The organism is Zobellia galactanivorans (assembly GCF_000973105.1).
GTDB lineage: Bacteria > Bacteroidota > Bacteroidia > Flavobacteriales > Flavobacteriaceae > Zobellia > Zobellia galactanivorans.
Genome location: NC_015844.1, coordinates 1,331,895 through 1,349,220, shown reverse-complemented (window position 1 = coordinate 1,349,220; position 17,326 = coordinate 1,331,895). Strand labels below are relative to the sequence as shown.

The 17,326-nt window shown below is 42.3% G+C and carries 14 protein-coding genes; 8 read left to right on the top strand and 6 right to left on the bottom strand.

Going from position 1 to position 17,326, the window contains the following annotated elements; translation table 11 throughout:
- Positions 1–9: 9 nt before the first annotated feature.
- The 4 genes from ZOBGAL_RS05305 to ZOBGAL_RS05290 all read right to left on the bottom strand — a co-directional run bounded on the left by ZOBGAL_RS05305 (position 10) and on the right by ZOBGAL_RS05290 (position 5,727).
- Positions 10–405: a response regulator gene (locus ZOBGAL_RS05305; RefSeq protein WP_013992495.1), complete on the bottom strand. Its 396-nt coding sequence runs from the start codon at positions 403–405 to the stop codon at positions 10–12.
- 4 nt (positions 406–409) lie between these two features.
- Complete coding sequence (locus tag ZOBGAL_RS22615) at positions 410–1,975, bottom strand: sensor histidine kinase (protein ID WP_013992494.1); 1,566 nt, start codon at positions 1,973–1,975, stop codon at positions 410–412.
- 263 nt (positions 1,976–2,238) lie between these two features.
- Positions 2,239–4,329: a methylmalonyl-CoA mutase gene (scpA, locus tag ZOBGAL_RS05295; RefSeq protein WP_013992493.1), complete on the bottom strand. Its 2,091-nt coding sequence runs from the start codon at positions 4,327–4,329 to the stop codon at positions 2,239–2,241.
- A gap of 12 nt (positions 4,330–4,341) precedes the next feature.
- Positions 4,342–5,727: a methylmalonyl-CoA mutase subunit beta gene (locus ZOBGAL_RS05290; RefSeq protein ID WP_013992492.1), complete on the bottom strand. Its 1,386-nt coding sequence runs from the start codon at positions 5,725–5,727 to the stop codon at positions 4,342–4,344.
- Between the two features lie 217 nt (positions 5,728–5,944).
- On the opposite strand from ZOBGAL_RS05290, the gene ZOBGAL_RS05285 reads away from it, so the two are divergent.
- From ZOBGAL_RS05285 to ZOBGAL_RS05250, 8 genes are all read left to right on the top strand, one after another.
- The gene (locus ZOBGAL_RS05285) at positions 5,945–6,448 is read left to right on the top strand and encodes a T9SS type A sorting domain-containing protein (RefSeq protein WP_013992491.1); all 504 of its coding nucleotides are present in this window, start codon (positions 5,945–5,947) and stop codon (positions 6,446–6,448) included.
- A gap of 194 nt (positions 6,449–6,642) precedes the next feature.
- A complete protein-coding gene (locus ZOBGAL_RS05280) occupies positions 6,643–7,935 on the top strand; it encodes a T9SS type A sorting domain-containing protein (protein ID WP_046287361.1) in 1,293 nt (430 codons plus the stop codon).
- Positions 7,936–7,939: 4 nt separating this feature from the next.
- Positions 7,940–8,683 (top strand): hypothetical protein, encoded by a 744-nt coding sequence (locus tag ZOBGAL_RS22610; protein WP_013992489.1) that lies wholly within the window; start codon positions 7,940–7,942, stop codon positions 8,681–8,683.
- A 65-nt stretch (positions 8,684–8,748) separates the two neighbouring features.
- Positions 8,749–10,869, top strand: coding sequence for a hypothetical protein (locus ZOBGAL_RS05270; protein WP_148560691.1), 2,121 nt, complete (start codon positions 8,749–8,751; stop codon positions 10,867–10,869).
- A gap of 345 nt (positions 10,870–11,214) precedes the next feature.
- Complete coding sequence (locus ZOBGAL_RS05265) at positions 11,215–12,195, top strand: glycosyltransferase family 4 protein (RefSeq protein WP_013992487.1); 981 nt, start codon at positions 11,215–11,217, stop codon at positions 12,193–12,195.
- A 1-nt stretch (position 12,196) separates the two neighbouring features.
- Positions 12,197–13,366, top strand: coding sequence for a glycosyltransferase (locus ZOBGAL_RS05260; protein ID WP_046287360.1), 1,170 nt, complete (start codon positions 12,197–12,199; stop codon positions 13,364–13,366).
- On the top strand, positions 13,347–13,904 hold the full coding sequence (locus ZOBGAL_RS05255) for an LbetaH domain-containing protein (RefSeq protein ID WP_231854798.1): 558 nt from the start codon (positions 13,347–13,349) through the stop codon (positions 13,902–13,904). The genes ZOBGAL_RS05260 and ZOBGAL_RS05255 overlap by 20 nt, the downstream gene beginning before the upstream one ends.
- A complete protein-coding gene (locus ZOBGAL_RS05250; RefSeq protein ID WP_013992484.1) occupies positions 13,904–14,806 on the top strand; it encodes a glycosyltransferase family 2 protein in 903 nt (300 codons plus the stop codon). Before ZOBGAL_RS05255 ends, ZOBGAL_RS05250 begins: the two co-directional genes overlap by 1 nt.
- Before the next feature lie 18 nt (positions 14,807–14,824).
- Here the strand turns inward: ZOBGAL_RS05250 and ZOBGAL_RS05245 are convergent, their stop codons facing one another.
- Positions 14,825–15,886: a sugar-transfer associated ATP-grasp domain-containing protein gene (locus ZOBGAL_RS05245; RefSeq protein ID WP_013992483.1), complete on the bottom strand. Its 1,062-nt coding sequence runs from the start codon at positions 15,884–15,886 to the stop codon at positions 14,825–14,827.
- A gap of 8 nt (positions 15,887–15,894) precedes the next feature.
- Positions 15,895–17,223 carry a phenylacetate--CoA ligase family protein gene (locus ZOBGAL_RS05240; RefSeq protein WP_013992482.1) on the bottom strand — a complete coding sequence of 443 codons (1,329 nt, stop codon included), beginning with the start codon at positions 17,221–17,223 and terminating at the stop codon, positions 15,895–15,897.
- Positions 17,224–17,326: the final 103 nt, after the last annotated feature.

Sequence of the window (17,326 nt, the reverse complement as noted above, 5' to 3'; positions counted from 1 at the left end):
TCAGTGTGGTTATTTTGAGCTTTCAAATTTTGATTCGTACAGCTTTTGGCGTATGATTTCAAATTCCGAAGTCAATTCGTATTCGTCTATGGGTTTTTTGAGAATGTGGATCGGGCCGGTCTTTCGGGCGCTTTCCAAGGTGCCTAAATCGGAGCTTCCCGTAATATATACAAAAGGAATTTTGTATTTCTCCTTAATGAATGTAGCCGTTTCAATGCCATTGAGCGTTCCCGATAGTCCTATGTCGAGCAGCACTACGTCGGGCATGTACGACTCTATGATGTAGAGCGCATCTTCACCATTGTCGGCCGTCTTTACATGCGTGCTGCCCACATTGGTAATGATGTGCTCAATGAACATTTGTATAATCAGGTTGTCTTCTACTATTAGAACTTTTGTAGTCATACTGTTAAGATATCTGTTCAATTTCTTGAAACGTTATTATATAATGAGTGCCCTCTTCGCTATTGTCTTTTTCTATGTTGCCTTTTAATTGTAGGGTGAGCATATGAATGAGTTTTAGGCCCAATGATTTGGTATTCCTAAAGTTCACCGTTTCTGAAAAACCGCTTCCGTTATCCCCAATGTGTAAAAGGTAGTTGGGGTATTGTGCTTTTTCGAATTTGATGGTAATGAGACCCTTGTCTTTGTTTTTAAAACCGTACTTCAATGAGTTGGTAATGATTTCGTTGATCATTAGGCCTAGTGGTACCGAGGTATCAAGGTTCAAATGAAGTTCTTCGGCTTCAAGTTTTAAATCGATTTCCTTTTTTCGGCCCTTCATGGAAGCGATCAAGGTCGTAGCCAGTTGGTTGACGTAGCGGCCATAATCGATTCTATTCAGGTCATTCGATTTGTAGAGCATTTCATGTATAATGGCCATGGAATTGATACGGTATTGGCTGTACCTGAACAAGGCCTTTATCTTTTCGTCATTTATAAAACTCGATTGTAGGCTTAAGAGACTGGTAATGACCTGTAAATTGTTCTTTACGCGGTGGTGTATTTCTTTTAAGAGGGTATTGCGTTCGTTGAGTTGCTGGGTGACGATCCTGTTAAGGGTGTTGACTTGCCTATTCTTCTTATAGAGCATATAGACGATGCCCAATAATAAGAGAAGGCCAAGGGTTAGAATGGCCGAGGTGATATAGGTCGATTTTTTGTATTCCGACAATTGGCTCTGTATGGATGCAAGGTCGGGTTTGGTATAGAGGGTCCATATATGCTTCCCTTCATGGCTTATATTACGAACATGGTAATAGGGATAGCCGGAGGGGTCTTTTTGATTAAGGTCGATTTTAGTGGTTTCGTATGATTTCTCGTTATCACTACTATAGAAAACCTCGTTTTTTGAATTTAGAAAACTGATGTGTTGTCCCTTAAAGTTATCCAGCCATTTTGTGGCGTTGAGGTTCAGCCCTACGACACCTTTGACTTCATGTTGTAAAAAGATCGGGGTAAAAAACCGGATGGTCGGTCTATGTGGAACTTCCACTTCATGGTTTTCTATGTTGAGGTCGATATTCGAAATGTATACCTCTCCCTTTGGCAAGGTCAGTGCCTTTTTAAAATAGTCTCGGTCACCTTTGTATTGATTATTGGTGTTGGCCGTATCGTTTTTGTTCTCGATCCGGATGATTTCCATGCCATTACGGTCGATTAGGCGGACTTGAAAATAATTGTTGTCGATATTGAGAAAACGGGCCAGTTTCTGTTGGGTGATTTCTATAGGAATATTCGTTTTAAGGTCCAGTTCGATAAGATCCCTTAGAAAAATGACATTCTTTTTACTGATGTTGTAGAGTTCAAAAAGTCGCGATTCCGCATCTTTAAGTTTGTTCTTGGTCGTAATCTCCTCTACGAGGGAGATATTTTTTTTATACAGATTGATGCGTTGAACGGAAAGGTTCCACACAATACTACACGTAATCAAGAATAGTAGGGTCGATGCGATTATTAGTTTTTTTCCCAGCATTGATTCTATTCTTAGGGTTGTAGATTTATATGAGTTTAAGCCTTGTCAATATGATTTTTTCATCATGTAGAGCAGTTGTATCTTTAAATTTACTTCAAAATTTTAGCCGACGGAGTTAAAATGTGTTAAATTTGTAGTACAAATAGTACAAATTTGTTGTATTTTACTATTTGTTCAACAATATAAAACGTAGGGAGGCTTCACTTCTTCAGCAGGAAAAAGTGTAGCTGTGAAAATGCCTGATTTTCAGTTCAGATTTGAACTCAGGGGCCTTCGTCAAGTAAGATCTCGAGAATAAGAAGGGCGGCTTCGGTAATTTTGGTCCCCGGTCCGAATACGGCTATGGCCCCGCTTTCGAGTAGAAAGGGATAATCTTGTTTCGGTATGACACCGCCCACTACGACCATAATATCGTCGCGTCCATAAGATTTTAGTTCGGCGATCACTTCGGGTACCAAGGTCTTATGGCCTCCGGCCAAAGAGGAAACCCCCAAAATATGAACATCGTTTTCAACGGCCTGCTTGGCCACTTCGGCAGGGGTTTGAAAGAGCGGACCTATATCTACGTCGAAGCCTAGGTCGGCATAGCCCGTAGCTATGACCTTGGCGCCGCGGTCGTGCCCGTCTTGGCCCATTTTGGCAATCAAGATGCGGGGGCGCCTACCGTCTTGTTCGGCAAAGCGGTCTGAAAGTTCGCGCGCCCGTTTAAAGCTTTTGTCTTCCCTTATTTCTTTTGAATACACGCCGGTTATCGATTGAATGTTAGCCTTGTATCTGCCGAATACCTTTTCTAGGGCCGTGCTGATCTCGCCCAAGGTGGCCCTATGTCTTGCGGCATCTACCGCTAAAGCTAATAAATTTTCGCGGGTGTTTTGCCCTTGTGATGTATTCGCAATTTGTCGTGCCGCCTCGGTGAGTCGGTCTAGGGCCTGTTCTACCTGTTGTTTATCGCGATTCTGCTTTACCGATTGTAGGCGTTCGAGTTGCTTTTTCCGTACAGCGTGGTTGTCGACTTCCAGAATCTGCAGCATATCGTCATCTTCGGTCAGGTATTTGTTGACCCCGACGATGATATCGCGGCTACTGTCGATGCGGGCCTGTTTTATAGCGGCCGTCTCTTCGATACGTAATTTGGGGATGCCCGTTTCTATGGCCTTGGTCATACCTCCCATACCTTCTATTTCCTGGATCAGTTCCCAGGCCTTGTGGGTGAGCTCTTCCGTGAGTTGTTCCACGTAATGGCTGCCGGCCCATGGGTCTACGGTTTTGGTGATTTTGGTTTCTTCCCGTAGGAACAATTGGGTGTTTCGGGCAATGCGGGCCGAAAAATCGGTAGGAAGGGCAATGGCCTCGTCCAAGGCGTTGGTGTGCAGGCTTTGGGTGCCGCCCAATACGGCCGACAGGGCCTCTATGGTGGTCCGTGCCACATTGTTGAAGGGGTCTTGTGCGGTAAGGCTCCATCCACTGGTTTGGCAGTGGGTGCGGAGCGACATCGATTTCTCGTTTTTCGGATGGAACTGTTTTACCAGTTTCGCCCAAAGGATACGGCCTGCCCTTAACTTGGCGATTTCGGCAAAATGGTTCATGCCGATACCCCAGAAGAAGGAAAGTCTTGGCGCAAAACTATCGATGTCGAGTCCTGCTTTAAGGCCTGTTCGGATATACTCCAGGCCATCGGCCAAGGTATAGGCCAGTTCAAGTTCGGCGGTGGCGCCCGCTTCGTGCATGTGGTAGCCCGATATACTGATGCTGTTGAACTTGGGCATATGTGCACTGGTATAGCGAAAGATATCGGCAATAATTTCCATGGAGGGCGAAGGTGGATAAATATAGGTATTGCGCACCATAAACTCCTTCAAAATATCGTTTTGTATGGTGCCCGTAAGTTCCTGTAAAGACACACCTTGTTCTTCGGCGGCAACGATATAGAAGGCCATAATGGGCAATACGGCCCCGTTCATGGTCATGGAGACCGACATTTCGTTCAGGGGAATACCCTCGAAGAGAATTTTCATGTCCTCTACCGTATCGATGGCCACGCCTGCTTTCCCCACATCGCCGACCACTCGCTCGTGGTCACTGTCATACCCCCTGTGTGTCGCCAGATCAAAGGCAATGGAGAGTCCTTTTTGGCCTGCCTTCAGGTTCCTTCGGTAAAAGGCGTTGCTTTCTTCCGCCGATGAAAAACCGGCATATTGCCGGATCGTCCAAGGGCGTTGTACGTACATGGTACTGTAGGGGCCGCGTAAATAAGGAGGGATGCCCGCCGCAAAGTTTAGGTGCTCCCTGTCGCTTCCGGTCGGGGCCTCGGCCGGCCTTTTTTCAAATGCTATGTGCTGTATGTCTTTTCTCATCTGAATCACGTTCTACTGATTTGAGCGTTCTTGCCATCCTTCCTGCTGTAGGCGTTCCCGTTCCAATTTTTCGCTTAGGCGTTTCGGAATGATCGGTTCGATCAAGGTTTTTTGCGCACGTCGGGTCATAAAGGGATTCCGGTCGAGTTGGGACTTCATTTGGTCCTCGCGATTGGAGTAGGCATTGCTACCGACCAATACTTCTTGTGTATTGTCGAAGCGGAGCTGCTCCTTTTGGGCGCTTTCCTTGATTTTCTTTTGAAGGGTGTGCTGTTTCAGTTGTTTTAAAAAACCGCCTCCCGCCTCTATGTTTTTAAAGAGCAACAAGGCTTTTTCCGCCAGTTGGTCGGTAAGGCTTTCAATATAGTAGCTGCCGTCCGCTACCTTTTCAAGCGAGTTGAAATAGCTCTCGGTCTTTAAGATAAGCAATTGGTTGCGAGCCATACGCTCGGCAAATTCGTTGTTGTGGTGATATATAAAGTCGTAGTTCAGGCTACTGACGGCATCGGCCCCGCCCAATACGGCCGACATGCCTTCGGTGGTGGTCCGTATCATGTTCATATTGTAATCGTAGAGGGTTTTGTTCCGTTGCGACGGAAAGGCTTCGATGTGGCAATGCAGGTTACTGTTGTATTCCGGGGCGAGCAAATTGAAAAGCTTTCGCAAGGCCCGTATTTTCGCAATCTCGAAAAAATAATTCCCGCCTACCGCCACTTTAAGGTTTAAGGAGGTCAGCTTTGGGTAGCGGTTCAGGTATTCATTGGCATGGGCCAGGGCATAGGCCAGTTGTTGCACCATGGTCGCCCCCGCATTTTGGTAAAGTGAGGCATCTACGCTGATCGTGTTTTTTTGGGGAAGGGCTTTGGGCGGGAGCAGTAGCGTATCGAGCAGCTCAAAATCGTCTTTCATACTACGGTACCAGTTACCGCTGCGGGCCAGTTTGCCTATAGGGTCTAGATTCAGGGCCAAAGGATCGTTTTGTAGGGTGCCCAAGTATTGTACGGCATCTGGAGGAAGGTCTTGAAAATCAAGGGTAACCTCGGTATGTTCAAGCGCGATGTTTTGATACAGGGCCTTAAGGTCGGCTGGGGCCGAAGTAATGCTAAAGCGAATGCTGTCGGCTCCGTTTTTCAAGGCGTGCAAGGCCCTTGCATTGGCCGTGGCAGCTGTTTCTACGCTAATATGTCCAACAATGTTCCATGATTTCGGGGCAGTCGGGGCGGGCAAAAGTTCGGTGGTCCGGTCATCGGCATGGTAAAAGGGTTTGACCTTGATGCCTTCGGGGGATTCCCAAACCAATTTTTCGTTATAATCGGCCCCTTTAAGATCATACTGGATCTTTTGTTTCCACGCTTTCGCGGAAACTTCCTGAAAATCGGTGAACAGTTCTTCTTTCATAAAAATCGTTACATAGAAACCTAGTTGAAAAGTACGATTTTAGGGGCGATCCAAAAAATATGTAGGCGAAGTTTCTGTTTCCTCCCCTTTCGTTAAGAGGGTGCCGATATAGAAGGGAAACATCGATAAACGGTAAGTGATGGTGCAGTTGGTCGAAAACCATCATAAATGCTGCTTTGGCTTGTAATACAAGTGGCTATTGGTCGTTTCTCCCAGCATGAAACAAGTGTTTAGTTCCCTTATCGTATTGGCCTTCTGTGTTGTAGGCAAGGCGCAAAATGTGGCAAAGCCCGAAAATTCTTCCGCGGCCATGGCTTCCTTGAACGTGTCGGGGGGCGAGGCCAGCAGTAGTAAAGGTTCTGTGGTATATTCCGTGGGGGCTCTCTTCTATACCAATATAGAAACACAGCACAATACGGTGTCTCAATGTATACAACAGGCCAAGCTAGAAAAGGGCGATGACTTAAAAGATATTTCGGCGCTAAAGGTAATGGCCTATCCGAATCCTACTACCGATTATGTGCTGATCGATATTTTGGACTATGAAAATGAAACGGCCCGATACGAATTGTTCGATTCTAGGGGGAGTCTTATAAAGAGTGAGCGTATTCATACAGCTACAACAAAATTACCGATGGACGATCTTAGGTCGTCCACTTACTTTTTAAAAGTGAGCGTATTGAACCGATTTGAAAAAACACTGACCTTGTTGAAATTATAGCTGATGACGACTGTGGGACTATCGGTGATTTTTTGGGGAAAACGATCTAAATAAGGGTATTTTGTCGATATTATAATATATTACATCGATTATTAGTAATTCTGCAGATCTTGTTTTTTCCAGTAAATTATTAATCCAAAACAGGTAATTTCACGTATACAAGTAGCCTTTGTCCCCCAACGATAGCGCTACTTATGAAAAAAATTGTCCCCTTGTTAGTATTGGTTTTCGGCTATGCTTGTGTGCAAGCTCAGCAGAATATAAGTAATACATCCGAAAATATGGTAATCTATAATGCTTCAGGAGGTGATGCTCTTTCCGGCAGTGGGTCGGTGGCCTATTCCCTTGGAAGTATTTTTTATAGTGTAATTGAATCACCCCGTATATTGGTTTGTGAAGGCGTGCAACAGGCCGAAATGGAGGAAGAAACGGTAGTCGATGAAGAGGAAGTCGATGAAGAGGAAATCGAAGATTCCGAAGAAAATCCCACCTTACCCGAGACTCCGATTGAAACCCCTGATCCCGTAGTGGATGAGGTCCCGTCGGAACCCTTGCCGGAAGCACCGGTAGACGAGGGGGAAGAGGAAGGTCCTGAGGAGAACCCTAGCCTGCCCGAACCCGAGACTCCGATTGAAACCCCTGATCCCGTAGTGGATGAGGTCCCGTCGGAACCCTTGCCGGAAGCACCGATAGACGAAGGGGAAGAGGAAGGTCTTGAGGAGAACCCTAGCCTGCCCGAACCAGAGACTCCGATTGAAACCCCTGATCCCGTAGTGGATGAGGTCCCGTCGGAACCCTTTCCGGAAGCACCGGTAGACGAGGGGGAAGAGGAAGGTCCTAAGGAGAACCCTAGCCTGCCCGAACCCGAGACTCCGATTGAAACCCCTGATCCCGTAGTGGATGAGGCCCCGTCGGAACCCTTTCCGGAAGCGCCGGTAGACGAAGGGGAAGAGGAAGGTCCTAAGGAAAACCCTAGCCTGCCCGAACCCGAGACTCCGGTTGAAACTCCTGATCCCGTAGTGGATGAGGTCCCGTCGGAACCCTTGTCGGAAGCACCGATAGACGGAGGGGAAGATGCCCAGGCACCTCCCTTGAGTCCCCTGCCGGAACCTGTTGTAGTAGACCCTCCGGTGGAAGAGGAAGTGCCGAACACCGACCAAGAACCCGGGTTGGGCCAGTCTTATGAACTGCCTCGCCCCTTAAAGGCCCAAGATATTGTAGGGCATGCGCTTCAAGACGTGGGAGAGGTTGACATTGTCACCTATCCGAACCCCGTAGTGGACGATTTTTCCATCGGAATTAAAAATTATAAAAATCAGAACGCCTGGTATCAACTTTTTGATCAGCGGGGTAGGGCGCTTCTCGATGGGCGAATCTCTGGGAGAACCACTGAGGTCGCCATACCCCATTTGAGTCCCGCTACCTATGTACTGCGAATATATATTGCCAACCAAACGGTCAAAACCTTAAGAATTTTAAAAAAGTAACGCTATGAAATTGAAAGTTCTATTTGCCTTTATGCTGCTCGCCTTCATGGACATGTCGGCGCAGGCCCCCGAAAAAATGAGCTATCAGGCCATTATCCGGTCGAGTGACAACAGTTTGGTAATCGATGCGCCGGTCAACCTTAAGATTATTGTGCGCCAAGGAAGTGTAAACGGAAGCGGCGTATACGAAGAGTCGCATTCGGCCACCACCAATGCCAACGGTTTGGTAAGTTTGGAAATCGGTGCCGGTAGCCAAATTTCAGGTGATTTTAGTGAAATACCATGGGACAACGGTCCCTTTTTTATAGAGACCCAAGTAGACCCCAAGGGCGGAAGCAATTACTCTATTATCGGGGTGAGCCAGTTGTTGAGCGTGCCCTACGCCATGTATGCCAAATATGCCGAAAACGTCTCGGGTGCGGCTACGGGCGGTGGGGGGTATTCCAGTGCCGCTGTAGTATCCTTACAGGCGTCGCGTAATATTGCCGCAGGTGATATCGGGAATACCTTGGAATGTACCAAGACCGCTACGGTAACCCTTACTTCCGGATTTTCGGATATGAAGGTGGGGGAGACGGTAAATTTAGAGGCCCATAACGGGGCTTCGCTTACCGTAAAAGCGGCAAGTGGTGTATCTTTGAATTACAAAGAGGGCGGTACTGCCAATTTTAAAAGCGAGAGCGGAAACGTACGCTTTGGACTATTGCGAAAATCAGGGGATAACGCCTATATAATATCAGGACAATGAGGTATTTTAAATTTCTATTTCTATTGTGCGTAGTTTCGGTAAGTGCGCAGAACTACAATTATGCATTGGATGAAAAACCGGTGCCTGACCCCCAACATCCGGAGGTAATTGAGGCGGAGAACCTGCCTGAGGAAAAACTCTATTTCGATTCATATCTACTTCCGCTTGAAGATGCATATAAATTACAGGAAGCCTTGGATACTTATGGATCAGTAAGGCTTGAAAAAGGTACATATCCTGGTACGGAAATTACTTTAAAAACTGGACAAAGGCTTTTTGGACACCCTAGTGTTACTAAATATAATAATACTATAACCATCAAAGCGGGAAGTAGTAATGTAAGGGTGCAAAACATGTATCCTCAAAAGATAGTTTTTGAAAGCGGCTCCACTATAAAAAATAGTACTTTCAAAAGTATCCGGAATACTAGATTAAATTGTGATAATTGTATACTTGAAGATAATACTTTTATTAATTTAGACGATTGTTCATTGAGATTTGATTGTAGTGTAAGTGGTTATTTTCGGAATAATAAGTTTATTAAACTTAGGTCGCATGCTCTATCGAATCAAACTATAATGAAGGGTAATTCTATCACGCCAAGTTATGGTAATGTTGTCTTGTGGAGAAATTATCTCATTCCGAGTGGTAATGCTACCGACTTTTCTAATCTGGAATCCTTTACTTTGGTAGGCTTTGATGCGGAATCTTGGAACTATAATAACCAAGGTAACAAACCTTTACTATATATGCGCGAGATGGGTGATGTTAAATTAGGAAGTATGTCTGGTTTAAATCATGGGAAAAGTCCAACGCCTGTTTTTGATATAGAGGCTGAAAACCTAATAATGTTTGGTAAGGATATTTATAGTAAATCTAGCGATGATATAGTTCGTTCTGGCACGAATATGATGATGATTTCAGGGAAGCATGAGGATTATGTTTATGAATCTTCGCCATCTTCAATAGATTTCAAAGCATACTTTAATAGTAAAGATTTATATTTAAATGAAAATAAGATAGACACGGAAATAGCAAGTAATTATACTGATCAGATAAGAAATAATCTGGTCGATAAACGCGCTGTCCCTTGGGAGAAACCCTTTTTTCCAAACCTTCCTAAAACGGTTAGTGATGAAGCGTTGGCCCTAAGGGGTTCCAAAACTGATAGGTCATCAGAAATACAAGAATTGATTGAAAAAAATGACATAGCACAACTTAAGGAAGGGGTTTATTATATTTCCAAACCGATTGTGATAAAAAGAAATCAAGGAATTATTGGAATGGGTTCAGGTAAAACTGCAATTGTTGGAATTACTGATGATTTTCCTTTAATTTTTGCTCAAGATGATGTTAGTCATAAATCTCTAACAAGCTCAAAATACTTTTTGGCACATATGACCTTGCAGGGAGGGAATACAGGTTTTTATGTGAATCCAATTGGTAAAGAGAATCATTTATTGCAATTGACATCATGCACATTTAAAAATTTAATTTTTAGAGACCAGAAAAAAGGAATCCATTTTGATAAATTCTATGGTGTTGACAATAATTTTTTTGACCAAATTAGTTTTGTGGATTGCGAAATTGGATTGTTTCAAGAGCCTGATCCAACATTTGATATGTCTAAAGGGGAAACCACCACAATGATGTATATGGATAAAAATGTTTTTTACAATTGTCAAATTATCCGATGCGGTGTAGGCTTTAGCATGTTGTCCAAAAGACCTAATAATTTGAACGCTTGGATTGATTCTAGTTTTGATGGAAATGGTATATCTGTAGATTTAGAAAATCAAATCAATGCAATTTTTGCTAATAGTATATTTAAAAATCATACAGGAGATTATATTATTGGGAAAGAAAAATCAGCAAGCTTCTATGGTTGTAAATTTTATAATAACTCATCAACAAAAATATTTGAACTAAGAAAGACATATATAGAAGGTTCTAGTTTTGAAGATAATTCCCCATTATTTTTAAATTTATCTAGTGAAGTTTTTATGTTGAATACTGAAGTTAACGGGGGTCTTGGGACAATGTCAGACGGGCTTTTGATGAACAACGTTTTTAAAAATAATACTTCTCTTAGTAACTTAATTGTGGAGATGCGCGATGAAAAAATTATTCAAATTCTATCGGGAACCGGTACAGGAAAACCACAGTTTTTAGTGAAGCTTAAATAGTTATATCTATTTTAATTATTTTTTCAAACTTTCCTTAGGGTTAACAATATCGTTGGATAAAGTGTTTTATTCTAGAGATATAGTGAACATTAATTGGTGTTTTATATTAAGCCTGTAAAAAATGAAGAAATCATTAAAAATTCATATAAATAGTTTGAAATTGCTTTGTAATTAAGTGATATTTACACCGCATAATTTTTTGTATTTCGCATGGAGAATGTAAGGGAGTTTATCGTTGATTATCACCTATGAATTATAGGTTAAAATTTGTTCGAAGACTATAATACATTGGTTTTCTATAGATAGATTAATAAAACGATAAAAATTAGTTGTAAACTGTTTTTAATGAAAATCAATTATTTTTTTCGTCACCCCAATGTTGGGCATTCAATTCATCGAGTATTTCGTACCATTATCGGAGAGATAAAAAAAACGAAGGATGTTACCATGTATGAGGTTCCATCTGAAGGTTCCATGCCTGCAGATGTTGTAAAAAATCTTTGGTTCACATATTCAAAAAGGGAGAAGAAAGCCATTCATCATGTTACTGGTCATATTCATGATGTGCTTTTAGCTTTGATTGGGGTAAAAACAGTTCTGACAGTTCATGATTTAGTGTTTCTGGATAATGTGAAGAATCCATTCAAACGTCTTTATAAATGGTTATTTTGGCTCTATTTCCCTGTCAAGATAGCGGATGTTGTGGTTTGCATCTCTAATCAGACCAAGCAAAACATATTGCAAAAAATAAAAACGGATAAACTAAGGGTTATTTATAATGCCATAGATCCAATATTTGTCCCGGTAGCAAAACCTTTTAATCAAGAAAAACCGATTATACTGCATATTGGAACAGGATGGAACAAGAATTTGGATCGTACCATTGAAGCTTTATCGGGAATATCGTGCCATCTTCGAATTATTGGAAAGCTGAAGGTTTCGCAAGTAGCTTTGTTAGAAAAATATAAAACAGACTATTCCAACCAATGTAATCTTACGGATGAAGAAATAAGGGATGAATATAAAAGTTGTGATATCGTAAACTTTCCTTCAATGTATGAGGGATTTGGGATGCCCGTGATTGAAGGACAAATGACAGGAAGGGTAGTGATAACCTCTAATATTGAGCCGCTAATTGAGGTGGCTGCCGATGCGGCCGTTTTGGTAAATCCCGAAGATGTGTCGTCAATTAGGGATGCATATGAAACAGTAATATCCAATGAGTCTTATCGTATTAATTTAATAGAAAAGGGACTTAGAAATGCCGAAAGGTTTTCAGTGGAGTATATAGCGCAACAATATCTTGAACTTTATAAAACTCTTTAAAATGAAGATACTCCGAGTGATTTCTAGTATGAATCCTAAACAAGGGGGGCCCTGTCAAGGTATACGCAATGCTATTCCTGAAATGGAGAAGCAAGGTGTAGAAAATGAAGTTGTTTGTTTTGATGAACCTAATTCTGAGTATTTAGGACAAGATACGTTTAAGATTCATGCATTAGGAGCGAGTAAAACACCTTGGAAATATAATAAGAACCTGATTCCATGGTTAATTGATAATTTTAACCAATATGATATAGTTATTGTTCATGCGCTTTGGTTATATCATAGTCATGCTACTATAAAGGCGTTGCTTTCGTTAAAAAAACAGAATATGAAAGCTCCAAAAGTATTTATTATGCCACATGGTATGTTGGATCCTTATTTTCAAAACGCTAAAGAACGAAAATTAAAGGCTTTGCGAAACGAGGTGTATTGGAAGCTAGTTGAAAGTAAAGTTATAAATCAAGCCAACGGTGTCTTGTTTACTTGTGAAGAAGAATTATTATTGGCACGCACTACATTTCCAAAGTATCAACCTAAAAAGGAAATTAATGTAGGATATGGTATTCAGCCCCCTCCTTCGAGAGCTGTTAAGATGAAGGAGGCCTTTACCCATACCGTGCCTCAATGGAATGGCAAACCTTATCTTCTTTTTTTAAGTAGAATTCACCCTAAAAAAGGGGTGGATTTATTAATTCGTTCGTATTTGCGACTTGAAAAGGAAATGGAAGGCTTACCTCAATTGATCATTGCCGGACCAGAAAATCATGAGTATGGAAAGGAGATGCAGGCCTTGGCCGCAGCATCTCCCAATATTTTGTTCTCAGGAATGTTAAGCGGGGATGCGAAATGGGGGGCTTTTTACGAGAGTGAAGCTTTTGTTTTACCGAGCCACCAAGAAAATTTTGGTATAGCCGTGGTGGAAGCTTTGGCTTGTAAAAAACCTGTATTAATCAGCAATAAAGTAAATATTTGGCGTGAAATCGCAAAAGGTCAAGGGGGGATTGTAAAAGACGATACAGAAGACCAAACCTATGGTATGCTTAGAGAATGGCTTTCGATTAATTTATTAGAAAGAAATAAAATGAGTCGTGCAGCGGAAAGAGTATATAAGGATTATTTTACCATAGCACAGGCCGCTAATAAATTTATAAATGAAGTCAAAAATGCATAATGAAGATACTTATACTGGAGCATCTTTCTCTATTAAAAATAGAACAACAAGATTAGTTTGGAACATAGTATATCTTATTTTTTTTAAATATTCTCCTAGGCCGTTGCACAATTGGCGTTCTTTTCTTTTGCGATTATTTGGTGCTAAAATTGGTAAAGGCGTACATATTTACCCAAAAGTTAAAATTTGGGCTCCTTGGAATTTAGAAGTTCATGATGAAGTTGGTGTTGCTGATGGTGCGGATTTATATTCCCAAGGTAAGATAATTCTTGAATTTCGCTCAATTGTATCCCAACGGTCCTATATCTGTACAGGCACCCATGATTTTACTTTAAAAGGACACCCACTTTACACTAAATCTATTAAGATATCAAAATTTGCTTGGGTGGCGGCAGAGGCATTTGTTGGACCTGGTGTGACTGTAGGCGAGGGTGCTGTTGTTGGTGCTAGAGCAGCTGTATTTAAAAATGTAGAACCTTGGGCCGTAGTCGGAGGTAACCCTGCTAAGTTTATTAAAACACGCGAAATAAAAGACTGATGCATTCCATCTCTACCTTTATTCTGACCTATAACGAAGAAAAGCATATTGAGCGCTGTGTCAAAAATGCGCAACGCTTTTCTGAAACCGTATATATTGTCGATTCTTTTTCTTCGGATAAAACCGTTGAGTTGGCGCAATCCTTAGGAGCAAAAGTTTATCAGAATAAGTGGGAAAATAATCATGCCAAACAGGTCAACTGGGCACTTGAAAACTTACCGATTCAGACTGAATGGGTTTTTCGTCTAGACGCCGATGAATATTTGACCGACGAACTCATCTTGGAAATTGGGAAAAAACTTCCTACGCTAGAGCTCCATGTTTCGGGTGTGGTTTTTGAGCGGAAAATGTATTTTTTAAATAAGCTCATGACCAAGGGAATGATTCAGATGAACATCTTGCGGATGTTCCGTTATGGGAAGGCGGTTTGTGAAGATCGTTGGATGGATGAGCATATAGTGCTTACCGAAGGAGATAGTATACAGTTCGATGGGTTTTTTGTAGACCATAACTTGAATCCTTTAGGCTGGTGGATTGAAAAACATAATAATTACGCGATTCGTGAAGCTGTAGAACTGTTAAATTTAGAGTTTGGGTTAATAGAGCCGAAGGGTGAAACTGCAAAATATGCCATGTCTGCCGATGCCCAATCCAAACGGGACAAGAAAAAAAAGTACGCGAATATGCCCCTGTTTTGGCGGTCCTTTATCTACTTTGTCTATCGTTACTTTTTTAAATTCGGCTTTACCCAAGGCAAGGAAGGGTTTTTATGGCATTTCTTGCAAGGCTGGTGGTATCGTACTTTGGTTGATGCTAAAATATACGAAGTAAAAAAAGCTTGTGGAGGGGATATAGATAAAATGAAGGAGTTCTTGGCAGAGAACTATCGTATATTTATATAGCTGAAAAATATAGTATTGTCAGGATTTGTGAAAATGCTCCCAGCCGAGTCCGGTAAAACAGGGGCCTTGCGTAACTTCTGAAAAAGCAACATCGCTACCATAGCCATTCCATTCCATTAAAACCGTTTTGCCCTCTTTATCAATAATAAGGTCCCAGCCAATAACCCCTACCATCGGCATTTGTTGGTGTAAGGATAGGGTATCGGCAACAGCTTCTTTAAAATTTGGGATGACTAGGCCTTTAAAAGCGATATGGTGGTCCGGGTGGTGGGTGCAACTTGTCCAGTTGGGATGGTAGCCTGTTGCATGCAGTGCTCCACTTGCCAAGTCAATGGCTATGGCAATTTCACTATGGTATTGTACATGGGTATCATTTGCCTGGCCAAGTCTTAAAAAAGCGCCTCTGAGTTCGGTCTGTCCATTGGGGGTTATGACCGTGGTCAGGCGGATACAGGCGGTGGAGACAGATGAGAATTGGTCAAAAAAATCGTGTTGCTCAATAAAGCGCTGCACCAAGCCATTTCCTTTTTGTGCCAATGCCCCTAAAGATAAAGTATCGGTTGGGCAAACAAAAATTCCCTGCCCTTGGTATGATCCGTCTAATTTGTATACGATTTTATCGGTTGCCGCTTTAAGCATTACTTGTATTTCTGCTTCAGGGAGGGGGGAGTGGTCCATGGAGTACCAGTTGCCATTGCTAAAGTACGCCAAGTCAGGGTGAACATCCCCTTTGAATAACTTATGGGTTAAGGATCTAAGGTTAGAGGTTTTTCCGTAATTGCCTTGTATTTTGGGGATGACGTTCGGGCCAAAATAGTTTTCCGGAATCCAACCTTCTTTGAATAGGCCCGATCGTAAGGTATAGAGGTAGAGCCACGGAGCATAGCCTTTCCATCCCAATACTTCGAGGGCGTAGGTATCACATAACCTTTTGTTGGAGCTACTTAATGGGCCAGTTTCTGTGGTTACTGCCTTAATTCTTTTTCTTACAAAACTATTTTGGTTTTGGTGATAGCGCCAAAGGAGCAGGCGTTGACTATTGGTTTTGATAAAGTTTTTTAGATACTCGGATTGTAACATGCGAAAACTTAATTGAGATGACTAATGATTAATGGAGTTTTAGTCGTTGTCCGTTCTATTTGGTCTACCCTTTTAGCAGTTACTACAATCTCGGATCGTGCCCTTTGCATCAAGAGATTTGCCATTTTTTCGGCTTCTTTTTGTCCTTCATTAGCTGTTCTAGGTACATATGCAATACAAACCGAAAAGTCGCCTTCCTGTTGCAGTTGGATTTCCTTAAAAACCTTCATATACCCGTTGAACATGGCCATCAGATGTTCCCCTCTTATGCGTAGACCGGAGGGGGTTTTGATGTTTACAGTTTGTCTGCCCCTTACATTTTCCATTAGAGGTAAAGGTCGGCCACAAGAACAGGTATGGTCGAGGTATTTGCCTTCGTCACCAATTTCATAGCGAATCAAGGGGAAGGCGTAATTGGTGAGGTCGGTCAGAAGTATTTTGCCCGTGGTATTGGGGGCTACGGGCTGATTATCTTGGTCAACGAACTCAATATGTACGGTGTCTTGCATGATATGCAAACCATTTTGTTCGGGGCATTCGGCCGCAATCAACAAAATTTCGGTATTGCCGTATTGGTCACATACAGGAGCCCCAAAAGCTTTTTCCATAAGTTCGCGCTGTTCTTCAAACAAGGGGGCGGAGGTGACCCATACCATTTTAGGGGGGTGTATTTTAATATTATTATCAAGGAGGTATAGGGCGAATTCGAATACAACATCTACATAGCCTTGTAACAAGGTGGGTTTGATACGATTAAAATCGCGAACAAATTTGTTAAGCTTTTTTTCGTTAAGGTCGGCGGCCGCCAAGAATATCCTTTGGGTAGGCCACCAAAGTAGGTTGTTTTTCAATCGTTTTAACAAAGGTCTCTGGTAGCGATAGATAAAGGCTTGGTTTTCCCATGGTTGAACACTCCACCAGTTTAAAATACGCCAGCGTATGGGGGTTTCTGGATGCCGGCGATCATGAAGAACTGAAATCGGGGATCCCGTACTGCCAGAAGTGGTGGCTTTTCGATAATCGGATTTGGAAATGTTATCCGCTTGTATACTGCCAAAGTTTTCCCTGAGTTCGGATCGGGTCAATGGGGGGAGCTTTGTAAAGTCCTCATTACGAATTACCCCCTTTTTTAAAAAATCCAACCCTTTATATTTTTTTTGATAAAAGGGGGACTGGGTCAAGGCGTGTTTGAGAAGGTCTTGACGCTTTCTTAGGTTTAATTCGGTTAAATCCTCCACTTGCAAGTTTGCGGCCGTACTGCGGCGTAAACCTTCAAGTTTTGGATTTACAATTTTGGTCTTAAATGAAAAAACCGCTTTTAAAAAGCTATTCTTCATAATGGTCAGGTATTAATGATAACCAAGATAAGGATATCGGATAATTATTTGGTCTTTCAAATTGGTCTGGCACTGTCAATTATGTTGTGGGGGATGATGCAAT